This window comes from Halopseudomonas sp. MFKK-1, assembly GCF_027474385.1.
GTDB lineage: Bacteria > Pseudomonadota > Gammaproteobacteria > Pseudomonadales > Pseudomonadaceae > Halopseudomonas > Halopseudomonas aestusnigri.
Genome location: NZ_CP114836.1, coordinates 723,444 through 736,381, shown reverse-complemented (window position 1 = coordinate 736,381; position 12,938 = coordinate 723,444). Strand labels below are relative to the sequence as shown.

Annotated in this window: 14 protein-coding genes; 8 read left to right on the top strand and 6 right to left on the bottom strand. The window is 62.4% G+C overall.

Annotation, left to right across the window (positions count from 1 at the left end; translation table 11 throughout):
• The first annotated feature begins 70 nt into the window (after positions 1-70).
• Positions 71-1,444 (top strand): nucleotide 5'-monophosphate nucleosidase PpnN, encoded by a 1,374-nt coding sequence (gene ppnN, locus O5O48_RS03300; RefSeq protein ID WP_269688145.1) that lies wholly within the window; start codon positions 71-73, stop codon positions 1,442-1,444.
• Positions 1,445-1,489: 45 nt separating this feature from the next.
• Here the strand turns inward: ppnN and rutF are convergent, their stop codons facing one another.
• The 6 genes from rutF to rutA are packed head-to-tail and all read right to left on the bottom strand — an operon-like array spanning position 1,490 to position 5,654.
• A complete protein-coding gene (rutF, locus tag O5O48_RS03295; RefSeq protein ID WP_269688144.1) occupies positions 1,490-2,002 on the bottom strand; it encodes an NADH-dependent FMN reductase RutF in 513 nt (170 codons plus the stop codon).
• Between the two features lie 11 nt (positions 2,003-2,013).
• Positions 2,014-2,604: a malonic semialdehyde reductase gene (locus O5O48_RS03290; RefSeq protein WP_269688143.1), complete on the bottom strand. Its 591-nt coding sequence runs from the start codon at positions 2,602-2,604 to the stop codon at positions 2,014-2,016.
• Positions 2,605-2,616: 12 nt separating this feature from the next.
• Positions 2,617-3,420, bottom strand: coding sequence for a pyrimidine utilization protein D (gene rutD / locus O5O48_RS03285; RefSeq protein WP_269688665.1), 804 nt, complete (start codon positions 3,418-3,420; stop codon positions 2,617-2,619).
• 13 nt (positions 3,421-3,433) lie between these two features.
• On the bottom strand, positions 3,434-3,817 hold the full coding sequence (gene rutC, locus O5O48_RS03280; RefSeq protein WP_088277171.1) for a pyrimidine utilization protein C: 384 nt from the start codon (positions 3,815-3,817) through the stop codon (positions 3,434-3,436).
• Positions 3,814-4,566, bottom strand: coding sequence for a pyrimidine utilization protein B (gene rutB, locus O5O48_RS03275; RefSeq protein ID WP_269688142.1), 753 nt, complete (start codon positions 4,564-4,566; stop codon positions 3,814-3,816). Before rutB ends, rutC begins: the two co-directional genes overlap by 4 nt.
• On the bottom strand, positions 4,566-5,654 hold the full coding sequence (rutA, locus tag O5O48_RS03270) for a pyrimidine utilization protein A (protein WP_233048934.1): 1,089 nt from the start codon (positions 5,652-5,654) through the stop codon (positions 4,566-4,568). The genes rutB and rutA overlap by 1 nt, the downstream gene beginning before the upstream one ends.
• 236 nt (positions 5,655-5,890) lie before the next feature.
• Here rutA and rutR point away from each other — a divergent pair, with 236 nt between their 5' ends.
• The 7 genes from rutR to O5O48_RS03235 all read left to right on the top strand — a co-directional run bounded on the left by rutR (position 5,891) and on the right by O5O48_RS03235 (position 12,912).
• Entirely contained in the window at positions 5,891-6,619 is a 729-nt protein-coding gene (gene rutR, locus O5O48_RS03265) for an HTH-type transcriptional regulator RutR (RefSeq protein ID WP_269688141.1), read from the top strand.
• 242 nt (positions 6,620-6,861) lie between these two features.
• On the top strand, positions 6,862-7,869 hold the full coding sequence (locus tag O5O48_RS03260) for an isopenicillin N synthase family dioxygenase (protein WP_269688140.1): 1,008 nt from the start codon (positions 6,862-6,864) through the stop codon (positions 7,867-7,869).
• 1 nt (position 7,870) lies between these two features.
• The gene (locus O5O48_RS03255) at positions 7,871-8,257 is read left to right on the top strand and encodes a VOC family protein (RefSeq protein ID WP_269688139.1); all 387 of its coding nucleotides are present in this window, start codon (positions 7,871-7,873) and stop codon (positions 8,255-8,257) included.
• A 33-nt stretch (positions 8,258-8,290) separates the two neighbouring features.
• On the top strand, positions 8,291-9,382 hold the full coding sequence (locus tag O5O48_RS03250) for a BMP family ABC transporter substrate-binding protein (RefSeq protein ID WP_088277159.1): 1,092 nt from the start codon (positions 8,291-8,293) through the stop codon (positions 9,380-9,382).
• Positions 9,379-10,896 (top strand): ABC transporter ATP-binding protein, encoded by a 1,518-nt coding sequence (locus tag O5O48_RS03245; protein WP_269688138.1) that lies wholly within the window; start codon positions 9,379-9,381, stop codon positions 10,894-10,896. The genes O5O48_RS03250 and O5O48_RS03245 overlap by 4 nt, the downstream gene beginning before the upstream one ends.
• Positions 10,889-11,983, top strand: a complete 1,095-nt coding sequence (locus O5O48_RS03240; protein WP_269688137.1) for an ABC transporter permease — start codon at positions 10,889-10,891, stop codon at positions 11,981-11,983. The genes O5O48_RS03245 and O5O48_RS03240 overlap by 8 nt, the downstream gene beginning before the upstream one ends.
• Positions 11,983-12,912, top strand: coding sequence for an ABC transporter permease (locus O5O48_RS03235; RefSeq protein WP_088277156.1), 930 nt, complete (start codon positions 11,983-11,985; stop codon positions 12,910-12,912). The genes O5O48_RS03240 and O5O48_RS03235 overlap by 1 nt, the downstream gene beginning before the upstream one ends.
• The last annotated feature ends 26 nt before the right edge of the window (positions 12,913-12,938 follow it).

The following is a 12,938-nucleotide window of genomic DNA, read 5'->3' as shown; positions in this document are numbered from 1 at the left end:
TGCGACCATCGCGGTCGTATCTATCGTCACCCGACGGCGTGGTCGTCGGTGTCTGCCAAGGAAGCCTCGCATGACAAGACCCAACGTAATCAATGCATCGGTCAGCCCCAAAGGCAGCCTGGAAACCCTCTCTCAACGTGAAGTCCAACAGCTCGGCAAGGTCGGCTCCGGTGGCCTGCATCAGCTATTCCGCCAGTGTGCGCTGGCGATTCTCAACACCGGCGCGCGCGTCGATAACGCTAAGACCATTCTTGAGGCTTACGCCGATTTTGAAGTGCAGATTCACCAGCAGGATCGTGGCGTGCGGCTCGAGCTGATCAATGCCCCGGCTGACGCCTTTGTCGATGGCGAGATGATCGCCAGTACCCGGGAAATGCTGTTCAGCGCGCTGCGCGATATCGTCTACACGGAAAGCGAGCTGGGCGGCCCACGGGTTGACCTGGATAGCTCGGCCGGTATCACTGACTACGTCTTTCATCTGCTGCGCAACGCGCGCACCCTGCGCCCCGGGCTCGAGCCAAAGATGGTGGTGTGCTGGGGCGGGCACTCGATCAGCATCGAGGAGTACAAGTACACCAAGAAGGTCGGGCACGAACTGGGCCTGCGCAATCTCGACATCTGCACTGGCTGCGGGCCGGGTGTAATGAAGGGGCCGATGAAGGGCGCGACCATTGCGCATGCCAAGCAGCGCATCGTCGAGGGGCGCTATCTGGGGATCACTGAACCCGGCATTATCGCCGCCGAGGCGCCGAATCCGATCGTCAACGAACTGGTGATCATGCCTGACATCGAGAAGCGTCTGGAGGCGTTTGTGCGGGTCGGTCACGGCATCATCATCTTCCCGGGCGGTGCCGGCACGGCGGAGGAGTTTCTCTACCTGCTGGGTATTTTGATGCACCCGACCAACCGTGATCTGCCGTTCCCGGTCATCCTCACCGGCCCGCGCAGCGCCGAGGCCTATCTGCAGCAACTGCATGCCTTTGTCGGTGCGACCCTGGGCGCCGAGGCGCAGCAGCACTACCGCATCATCATCGACGATCCGATCGAGGTCGCGCGCGGCATGGCCGCCGGCCTCAAGGAGGTGGAGCGGTTCCGGCGCGAGCGTAACGACGCCTTCCACTTCAACTGGCTGCTGCACATCGAGGAGAGCTTTCAGCGGCCATTCGACCCGACCCACGCCAACATGGAAGCGCTGCAGCTGACGCTCGACATGCCGCCGCACGAACTGGCTGCCAACCTGCGTCGGGCGTTTTCCGGCATCGTCGCCGGCAACGTCAAGGACAAGGGCATTCGCCTGATTGAGGAGCACGGGCCGTATCGCATCCACGGCGACCCGCGCATCATGCAGCCGCTGGATGCGCTGCTGCAGGCCTTTGTTGATCAGCATCGGATGAAGCTGCCGGGTGGCGCGGCCTACGAGCCGTGCTACCGCGTGGTCAGCTGATGGAGGAGAGCTACCTCGCTGCGGCTGCAGCGAGGTAGTGCTTGCTCAGACCGGTTGGCAGTAACGACGCTGGAAGTAGACCAGACCGTCGCCGCTGTCCCGCTGGCGGATCGCCAGAATCTCGCAGATCAGAATGTCGTGGCTGCCGGCGGCAACCCGGTTGCTGATGCGGCAATCGAAGTTGATCAGCGCGTCATCCAGCATCGGCGCACCGCTGACATCGGTGCTCCAGTCGGCACTGGCGAAGCGCTCATCCATTGCCGTCTTGCCGCCGAACAGGTTGGACAGCGCCTGCTGCTCGCAGGTCAGGGTGTTCACGCACAGATGGTCGTTGGTCTGAAAGATGTCGTAGACCGATGCGCTGCGGTTGAGGCAGACCAGCAGGCTTGGCGGCTCGTCCGACACACTGCACACGGCGGTGGCGGTGAAGCCGGCGCGGCCGGCAGGGCCATCGGTGGTGACCACGTTGACGGCTGACGCCAGCACCGACATCGCGTTGCGAAAAGCATCCTTGGTGACCGGGGCGGGCATGGGTTCCACTATCTTGACTGCGAGCATGACGGGCTCCTTCAGGTGAGAATGCAGGCCTTGGAATAGGCCAGGCGCGGCAAACGGTCGAACACCTTGCTGCTGTCGCCGTAGCCGAGGTTGATCAACAGGTTGGACTTCCAGTGGCTGTCGCTGAAAAACGCGGCGTCCAGCGCCTTGGCGTCAAAGCCGGACATCGGCCCGGTATCCAGTCCCAGGCTGCGGGCGGCCATGATGAAGTAGGCGGCCTGCATCGAGCTGTTGCGAAACGCGGTCTCGTAAATCATTTCCGGGCTGCCGGTGAACCAGCTGCGTGCGTCCGCATGCGGGAACAGTTCGGGCAGCGCGTCGTAGAAGCGCGAGTCATAGGCGACGATCACGGTGACCGGCGCGCTCATGGTCTTCTCCAGGTTGCCCGATGACAGGCACGGCTTGAGCAGCTCCTTGCCCTGCCGGGTGCGCACGAACACGAAGCGCGCCGGGCTGCAGTTGGCCGAGGTCGGGCCCATCTTGGTCAGGTTGTAGATGGCTTCCAGCAGACTGTCGGGCACCGGCTGATCGAGCCAGCCATTGTGGCTGCGGGCCTCGGTAAACAGTTGCGCCAGGGCGCTTTGATCCAATGGTTCGTGCATGGTTGCCCTCACTCAGGCGGCGTATTCGGTGTCGTGAATGACGCTGGCAAGAAAGCGCCTGAGCGTCGTATTGATGGTGTCCGGGCAGCTCACGCTGGAGGCGTGGCCGCCGTAGTCAAAGCATTCCAGGCGGGCGTTCGGCAGTTGCTCGGCAAGCTCTCGCGAGCACTGCCAGGGCACCAGCATGTCGTCTCGGTTGGCGATCAGCAGCGTTGGCTGGCGAATGCCGGCCAGCGCCTGAAGATCCGGCGCAAAGGCCTGCAGAGCAGCAATGCGCCGCAACAGATTGTCGGTCGGCGGAAAGCCGGCCACGTGCTTGCGGTCGTCGATTTGCAACTGCTCGATGTTGGCGGCAATCCAGTCCGGCGGGTAGAGAAACAGCGCCTGCGCCTCGACGTAGGCAGCCGGGCCGCTGCCGGCCAGCAATTGCTTGCGTACCGAGAAGCAGCGCGCGGTATGCGGGCTGACCCGCGACCAGGCGTTCATCAGCGTCAGGCTGCGCAGCCCCGGCGCCTGCTGCATGGCCAGTGCCAGGCCGACCAGACCACCGAGGGCATGACCGATCAGGTGATAGTCGCCGATGCCGTGGCTGGCGAGCAGCGTGCGCAACTCGCTGGCCATGGCGTCGATGCTGTAGTCGGCGGGCAGCGTGGCGGGGCTCTTGCCGGTGCCGAGCTGGTCGTACAGCACCACGCGATAGTCGCTGGTCAGGGCATCCAGCTGTGGCATCCAGAAATGCGCCGCGCCGCCGAGCCCCGAGCTGAACACCAGCGTCGGGGCGTCGGCATCACGCCGGCCGTGGATTTCGATATGCATCACGGCCGCGGCCTCAGCCGACGTGGGCAATGCTGGCGATTTCGATCAGCGCGTCCGGCTTTACCAGACCGCACTGGATGCAATAGCGCGCCGGCTTTTCGCCCGGGAAGTACTCGGCGTAGACGGTGTTGATCGCGGCGTAATCGCTCCAGTCGCGCAGCATGATCATGTTGAAGGTGACGTCATCCATGGTGCCGCCGGCCTCCTCGACCACACCTTTGATGGTTTCCAGCACATGGCGGGTTTGCGCGGCGGCATCGCCAACGTGAACCACGTTGTTGTCCTTGTCGAAGGGCAGGGTGCCGGAGACGTAGAGAATGCCATCGGCCATCGAGCCCGGAACGTAGGGGGCCAGCGGTTTGCCGGTGCCGGCGGGGAGTACGGTGGTTTTGCTCATGCGGATGCTCCTTGGGTAACGGGCTTGGTCAGGGCATTACAGAAGTCATCGACGCTGCTGACCCAGCCAAAGAAGGTTTCGATGTTGTACAGCGAGGCCTGCTGGACGAATTCCGGGCCGGCCTGATGGGTGGCGTCGGCCAGCACCACGCCGAAGTATTCGAGGAAGAACCCGTCGCGCAGGGTGGATTCCACGCAGACGTTGGTGGCGATGCCGGTAAACACCAGATTGCGGATGCCACGGGCGCGCAGCAGGCTGTCGAAAGCGGTGTTGAAGAAGCCGCTGTAGCGCGGTTTCGGCACCACTAGGTCGCCCGGCTGCGGTTGCAGGGCGTCGACCAGATCGTAGTCCCAGGTGCCCTTGGCCAGCAGCTTGCCCTGCAGTTCCGGGTTCTTGCGCATGGTCTTCAGCGCGTTGGATTTGTGCCAGTTCGGCGAGCCGGGGCCACCGGCCTCGGCGTACTCGCTGTCCCAGCCGTTCTGGAAAAAGATCACCTGCACGCCGGCGGCGCGGGCCGCTTCGATGGCGCGGGCGATCTGCTCGATCACCGGTCCGGTGCTGGAAACATCAAAGCCGGCCAGATCCAGATAGCCGCCCTTGGTCGAGTAGGCGTTCTGCATGTCGACTACGATCAGCGCGGTCTCGCCGCTGTTCATCGCCAGCGACTCGGGGCGCGCGGGCAGAATCACATCGGTCGGGTTATTGCGCAGCGGTGCATGACCGACAACAGGTTTGGTCAGGCTGTTCATCACGCGCTCTCCAGCATCTCGTTAACGTGTTGGCGGCTTTTCATCAGCGGCTGGATCTTGCTGCCGAAGTCTTCGATGCCCTTGATGAAGTCGTCGAAGGTCAGCATCACGCCGCTGTTGCCGGGCACGGTGGCGACTTCGTCGAGCATGCGCGCAACATTTTCGTAGGAACCCACCAAGGTGCCCATGTTGATGTTCACCGCAGAGGTCGGATCGGCCATCTGGCGGATGTTGGTGTCACCCTTGGACTTGGTGTCGGCGGCGCCCTGTTCGCCGAGCCAGGCGATGGCCTCGTGGTCGGCGCCGTCCTTGTAGTGCTCCCAGCGGGCGCGCGCGGCTTCGTCGGTCTCATCGGCGATGATCATGAACAGCGCACAGGAGGTGACGTCGCGGCCGCTTTCTGCGGTGGCCTTGACCAGGCGTTCGACGGTCGGGGCGAAGGCGGTTGGGGTGTTCACGCCCTTGCCGAAGCAGAAGTTGTAATCGGCGTACTTGGCAGTGAAGGCCATGCCGGCCTCGCTCTGGCCGGCGCAGATGACCTTCATGTCGGCCTGTGGTTTGGGGCTGACGCGGCAGTCGTCCATCTGGAAGTGTTCGCCCTTGAAGTCGCTGCGACCGGTGGTCCACAGGTCGCGCAGCACAGTGGCGTACTCACCGAGATAGTCGTAGCGGTTGGCGAAGAACTCATCACCCGGCCACAGGCCCATCTGGCTGTACTCCGGCTTCTGCCAGCCGGTCACCAGGTTGACGCCGAAGCGGCCGTTGGAGATCGAATCGATGGTCGAGGCCATGCGCGCAACGATGGCCGGTGGCAGGGTCAGGGTGGCGGCGGTGGCGAACAGCTGGATGCGCTCGGTCACGGCGGCCAGGCCGGCCATCAGGGTGAAGGACTCGAGGTTGTGTTCCCAGAACTCGGTCTCGCCGCCAAAGCCGCGCAGCTTGATCATCGACAGTGCGAACTCGAAGCCGTAGTGCTCGGCGCGCTGCACGATGGCCTTGTTCAGGTCGAAGGTCGGCATGTACTGCGGCGCGTTCTTGGAGATCAGCCAGCCGTTGTTACCGATCGGGATGAAGATACCTACATTCATTGGATTGCACTCCGTGGTCCATTTGTTCGGAAGGTCGGCATACCCTGCCGGCCGCTGAACAGCTGAAAAGCACAATCCAGGCCATGTTTTTTTTATTGATTTAAATCAATGGTTTGGGTGGTTTTACTGGTTTAAGTTAGACCATTTAGTCCGAATTAGAGCACTTGGTTTGTGCATGCCGATTCGCTTTGGGGCCCATTTTGGGGCTTGAGTTGTCTGCCATCCCCAAGGGTAGAATGCGGGCGTTAAAAGAAGAGGCATACCTCCCAGTGAGCAAACAGATACAGCGTCCCGCAACACCTGCCAAGAAGCCCAAGGCGCGGACTCGGGTGCCCAGTGAGGCCACGCTGAATCGGCGCAAGCGGCTGATGGAAACCAAGCGCAGCGCCATCATGGAAGCGGCGCTGGATGTGTTTTCCCGTTACGGCTTGCACGGCACCAGTCTTGATCAGGTGGCCAGCCAGGCCGACGTGTCCAAGACCAACCTGCTGTATTACTTTGCTTCCAAGGAAGATCTGTACATCAATGTGCTGCGTCAGTTGATGGATGTCTGGCTCAGCCCGCTCAAGGCGTTCACTGTCGAACAGGATCCGTCCGAGGCGATTGGTGACTACCTGCGCGTAAAGCTGGAGCTGTCGCGAGATCATCCGGCCGAGTCGCGGCTGTTCTGTCTGGAGGTCATTCAGGGGGCACCGCTGTTGTTGGGCGAGCTGCAGGGCTCGTTGCGTGATATCGTCGAATCCAAGGTCAGCGTCATCAATGCCTGGATCGAGGCCGGTAAGTTGGCACCGGTCGAGCCGCACCATCTGATCTTTTCGCTCTGGGCGATGACCCAGCATTACGCCGACTTTCGTACCCAGGTTGAGGCCGTCTCTGGTCGTACCCTGGAAGATCCGGCCTTCTTTGCCGAGACGCTGACCAATCTCAAGGCATTGGTGTTGCAGGGCGTTTGTCCGCGCTCTTGATGCAGATCAATATCTCCGCCCCTTTTTTGGGCTAAACGCACAAACCGAGTGCTCTAGATCAGACCGTTTGTTCCAAAGCAAGCGGTCACTTTTCATTATCTATTTGTTTTTTAAGTAAAAACGCTTTTTGGCATAGTTGCTGCAACCGTCTCCGCTGATTGGAAAATGGCGCGTCGAACACTCCTCGCGTCGCTTCTTCTGCCCAGCGCTCCCGCTGAGCTCCATTTGGAGGAAACGGTTGTATGACGCTTCAATACGTTCCCATCATCGATCTTGGACCCTATTTCAGCGGCACCGCCGAGGGCAAGGCTGAGGTGGCCAGAGCGGTCAACCAGGCCTGTCGCGACATCGGCTTTCTGGTCATTACCGAGCATCAGATTCCCAGGGAACTGATCGAGCGGGTCTATGCCCTGACCTCGCAGTTCTTTGATCTGCCGATGGCAGAAAAGCGCAAGGCAAACCGCCCGCGTCCCGACATGGTGCGCGGTTACAGCGCAGTCGCCGAGGAAAGCCTGTCCTATTCGATGGAAGAGGCGGCGCCGGGCGACCTCAAGGAATCCTTCTCGATCGGCCCGAGCAACGTACCGGCCGAGCCCTACTATTCCGAAGCCATGGCCGGTCCGCACTTTGCGCCTAACGTCTGGCCGTCCGACCTGCCCGGTTTTCAGCAGGCCTACACCGAATACTTTGAAGCCATGGGCGATCTGGCCCGTTCGCTGATGCGCATCTTTGCGCTGGCGCTGGAGCTGCCGGAGACCTTCTTCGACGACAAGATCGACAAGCACATCAGCATGTTCCGCAGCCTGCGTTACCCGCACCTGAAAGAGGGTATCGAGGAAGGTCAGCTGCGCGCCGGTGCGCATACCGATTACGGCAGCCTGACCATCGTCAAACCCGACGGCGCACTGGGTGGCCTGCAGGTTTGCAACCGCGACGGCGAATGGGTCGATGTGCCCTTTGTTGAAGACGGTTTCGTGGTCAACATCGGTGACCTGATGATGCAGTGGACCAACGACCAGTGGATCTCGACCCTGCACCGCGTGATCAACCCGCCGGAAGACGCCGCCGGCGATCAGCAGCGCCAGTCGCTGGTGTTCTTCCATCAGCCCAACTACGACGTGATGGTCGAATGCCTGCCAAGCTGCCTGGCCGAGGGCGAGACGCCGCGGTATGCACCGGTCAGCTCCGGCGATCACCTCAAGTCCAAGTTCGTCCGTCAGACGACCTTTGGCGGCAGCAAGGTGGCCTGAGATGAGCAAACTTTCCTACGTCAACGTATTCGCCCGCGACATCGAAGCGCTCAGCGGGTTCTACCAGCGGGTGTTCGACTTTCCGGAAGTGGAGGCGATTCGCTCGCCGATCTTCGTCGGCCTGGATGCCGGCACCTGCTGTATCGGCTTCAACGCGCCGGATGCCTACGAGCTGCTGCATCTGGCCGAGCACTCCGACACCCGCGGTTGCAAGTTTCTGCTCAACATCGACGTCGACAGCTCCGCCGAGGTCGACCGCATGGTGCCGATCGCCGTCGAGGCGGGCGCCACCCTGATCAAGCCGCCGTATACCACCTATTACAACTGGTATCAGGCGGTGCTGATGGATCCGGAAGGCAACGTGTTCCGTATCAACCACATGATGTAGTCACACCACCTGATCGCAAGAAGGACTTTGGCAATGAAAAAACTGATTGCGGGCGCCGTATGCGCCCTGGCCACCTGCGGCCTGCCGACCCTGGCTGCTGCCGAGGAAGGCGGTTTTACCCTGACCGGCCCGGCGAAGATCGCCATGCTCTACATCAGCCCGCGCAATGACGGCGGCTGGACCCAGGCGTTCGACGAGGCGCGTCAGCGTCTGGAAGGCGAGATTGGCCAGAAGATTCAGTACGTAGAAAGCGTGCCGGAAACCGCCTCGGCGATTAAACCGACCGTTGAACGGCTGATTCAGCGTGGTGCCAACATCATCATCGGTACCGCCTTTGGTTACTCCGACACCTTCAAGGAACTGGCCGACAAGTACCCGGAAGTGGCCTTCCTGAATGGCTCCGGCACCACCAACTCGCACAACCTGGAGTCCTTCTACGGTCGTACCTACGAGAGCCAGTACCTGTGCGGCATGGCCGCGGGTGCCGCTTCTGAAACCGGCAAGCTGGGCTTTGTAGCGGCCAACCCCTTCGGTCAGGTGAACTGGACCGTCAACGCCTTCGCCATGGGCGCGCAGCAGATGAATCCGGATGCGACCGTCACCGTCATCTACACCGGCGCATGGAACGACCCGGTCAAGGAGCGCGCGGCAGCCACCGCACTGATCGACCAGGGCGCTGACGTCATCGGCCAGCACGTGGACAGCCCGACCCCGCAGATCGTTGCTCAGGAGCGCGGCGTCTATGGCACTGGTCACCACCGTGACATGAGCGAGTTCGCGCCTGAGGCCACCGTGTGTTCCTCTGTCTGGGTCTGGGATCGCTTCCTGGCACCGGAGCTGAAGAAAATCATGGCCGGCAACTGGGTCCCGGCGGAGAACGGTGCGCTGCTGTCGATGGAGCAGGGCGGTACCGACGTCTCCTGCTGCGGCAAGGGTATCGATGAAGAAGAGAAAGCCAAGATCATGGCTGCTCGCGAGGCACTGCTGAACGGCGAGAAACTGATCTACGCCGGCCCGATCTCTGACCGTGACGGCAACGTCAAGGCTGCTGAGGGTGAGGCGCTGTCGGACGGTGAACTCTGGTCCATGGACTGGTTCGTCAAGGGAGTGATTACCCAGCAATGAGTAACCCGAACGCGATCCGGCTGGACAGCGTAAGCAAGTCGTTTGACGGCTTCAAGGCGCTGTCCGAGGCCTCCTTCACCGCACGCTGGGGCGAGGTACATGCTCTGCTGGGCGAGAACGGAGCGGGCAAGTCGTCCCTGATGAACATCGCCGCAGGGCTGTATGCGCCGGAAACCGGATCGCTGTTCATCGACGACAACCCGGTTCGTCTGAAGGGGCCGCTCGATGCTGCCGCACAGGGCATCGGCATGGTTCACCAGCATTTCAAGCTGGTGAAACCCTTCACCGTGGCAGAGAACATTCTGCTCGGTCTTCGTCACCTGCAGGCCGGTACCTACCGGCAGCGGCTGGCGCAGACCGCCGAGCAGATCACCGCCATGGCCGCCAGCCTGGGTTTCAGCATCGAACCCCACGCGCGGGTGGATCAACTGTCGGTAGCCGAGCAGCAACGGGTCGAGATTCTCAAGGTGCTGCTGGCCGGTGCCCGCATTCTGATTCTCGATGAACCCACCGCGGTATTGACCGATGCGGAAGCAGAAAACCTGCTGACCACGGTCCAGAATTTCGCGCATCAGGAAGGCGCTGCCGTCATCCTGGTGACCCACAAAATGAATGATGTCATGCGCTACGCCGATCAGGTGACGGTGATGCGCACAGGCTCAACGGTTGTCAGCCTCAAGCCGCAGACCGTGTCGGTCGGTGAGCTGGTCAAACTGACCGTTGGCGACGCGCCGACTCCACCGCAGATTCCGTCCAGCCGAGACGCGGGCGAGGTCAGGCTGGCGGTGCGTGATCTGCGCTCCAGCGGCGCTGCGCCGGCGCTGCGCGGTGTCAATCTTGAGCTGCGCGCTGGCGAGATTTACGGCATCGCCGGGGTTGGTGGCAATGGTCAGAGTGAACTGGCCGGCGCACTGATGGGCCTGCCCGAGCCGGTGTCCGGCGAGATGGAACTGGTCGGTGAAGGTGATCTCAACAGCCTCAGCGCGGCCCGTCGCCGCGAGCTGGGCATCGCCTGCATTCCCGCCGACCGCTACAGCTCGGCGCTCGCCGCACCGCTGTCGATCAGCGACAACTTTGCCATGGGCGATGTACACAGCGGCCGCTACGGGCCGTTCTGGTTTCTGCGCCGCAAGCGGATTGAGGCCGACACTGCCGCCGCGGTCGCCGAGTTTGATGTGCAGGGCGTGCGCTCGCTGCAGCAGAAGGCGGCGCTGCTGTCGGGCGGCAACGCGCAGAAGCTGGTGATTGCCCGCGAGTTTGCCCGCATCCCGCAACTGGTCATCGTCCACAGCCCCAGCCGCGGGCTGGATGTGCGCGCCACCCTGGCAGTGCACGAACGGCTGCGCAGCGCGCGTGATGCCGGCGCTGCGGTGTTGCTGATCAGTGAAGACCTGGACGAAGTGATGGCGCTGGCAGACCGCATTGGCGTGATGTCGGCAGGACGTATCATCGGCGAGTTTGCCCAGCCGGCGGACCGCCAGGCAATCGGGCAGGCCATGGTGAATCATGTTTGATACAACGAATTTTCAACCGCTGCTGGCGCGCCGGTACACCCTTGAAGTACGTCAGCAGATGGCCTGGTACTGGCAGGCGCTGGTCATCGCGCTGGCGTTGCTGGTCGGCATGCTGATCTCGGCGGCGATTCTGGTCAGCGCCGGGGTGCCCGCCGGTGAGCTGCTCAATGAGTTTGTCATCCTCACCCTGTTCGACAGCCAGAGTCTGCGCGCGGTGTTGTTTCAGGCCGCGCCGCTGATCATGGTCGGTCTGGCCGGCTGCCTGGCGTTCCGTGCGCGGTTCTGGAATCTGGGGTTGGAAGGCCAGATGATCTGGGGCGCGATTGGCGCGACGGCCGTTTCGCTGTTCGAGATCGGGCCGCCGTCGCTGCGCCTGCCGCTGATGATGGTCTGCGCCATGGTCTGCGGCCTGCTCTGGGCGCTGGCGCCGGTGCTGCTCAAGCTGCACCTGAAGGTCAACGAGATCATCTCCACGCTGATGCTCAACTACATTGCGATCAACTTCCTGCTGCATCTGGTCTACGGCAGCTGGAAGGACCCGCGTGACTCCTTCCCCTATTCGCCGCAGTACAAGGTATTCGAGCGTCTGCCCGAGCTGTTCGATGGCGTCAGTCTGGCGGTGGTGCTGGCGCTGGTGGTCGCGCTGTTCGTGCTCTGGTTTACCGGTATCTCGCGCGCTGGCCTGTACCTGCGCTTTGTCGACAGCAGCCCGGGCGTGGCCCGCGCAGTCGGTGTGCCGGTCAAGCGGGTAATCCTCGGTACCGTTCTGCTGTCGGGCGCGCTGGCAGGTCTGGCCGGGCTGATGATTACCGCCGGGCAGGAGGGGCGGCTGACCCATTCCTTCTACGCTGGCTATGGCTTTTCCGGGATTCTGATCGCCTTTCTGGCGCGCAATCAGCCGATTGCCGCGACCGTGGTAGCGGTGCTGGTGGCCACCCTGTTTGTCGCCGGGCGCAGTCTGCAGGTGTTCTATCAGATTCCGTTCTCGATGGTGCAGTTGATCCAGGCGATTCTGGTGATCTGCGTGGCGTCTTCGGAGTTCTTTATCCGCCACCGTATTCGCCGCATTCAGGGAGGGCAGGTCTGATGGACATGATTGCAAGCTGGATCGGCAACATTCCCGACTTTGCCGTGCCCTTTGCGCTGGCGGCGCTCGGGTTGATCGTGATCGAACGCTCCGGGGTGCTGGCACTGGGTGCCGAGGGCTTGATGCTGGTGGGTGCGCTGGCAGGGATCGGCGCGTCACTGATGACCGGCGGCGCAACCGTCTGGGCATTGATTCTGGCGATGTGCGCGGCCGGGGTTGTCTCGCTGCTGTTTGCCCTGATGGTGCTGGTGATGCGCATCAATCAGGTGATCGCGGGCCTTGCACTGGTGTTCTTCTGTCAGGGCCTGACCGGCTTGCTCGGCACCCTGCTGGACTGGACCAACAAGCCGGTCGCCGGGCTGCACGCGGTCTCGCTCTGGCCGTTTTCGGAGCTGCCGGTAGTGGGCAAGCTGTTTGTGCAGAACCCGCTGGTATTCGTTACGCCGCTGATCTTCGTCGTGGTGGTGCTGGTGCTCAATCGCAGTGTGCTGGGTCTGCGCCTGCGTGCGGTCGGCGAGAACCCGCAGGCGGCGGATGCCGCCGGTATTCCGGTACTGGGCTATCGCTGCGCCGCCATTGTTGCCGGCTCCATGCTGATCGGTCTGGCCGGTGCCTATATCTCGGTGCTGAGCACCAAGATGTGGATCGCCGACATGGTTGGCGGGCGCGGCTGGATTGCCGTGGCGCTGGTGATTTTTGCCCGCTGGTCGCCGTGGAAGGCGCTGGCCGGTGCCGTGCTGTTTGGCTGTATCGAGGCGCTGATTCCGCAGATGGCCGCCTCCGGTATTCGCCTGCCGCAGTACTTCGTATTCATGACCCCCTACGCCGTCACCCTCGGGGTGATGATCTGGGTAGCCCTGGCCAGCCGCGACAGCAGCAGCCAGCCCGGGGCGTTGGGGGAGCCTTTTATTCGAGAAGAACGGCGCTAGCCGCGTTGAACGCTGGCTGCGTGGCC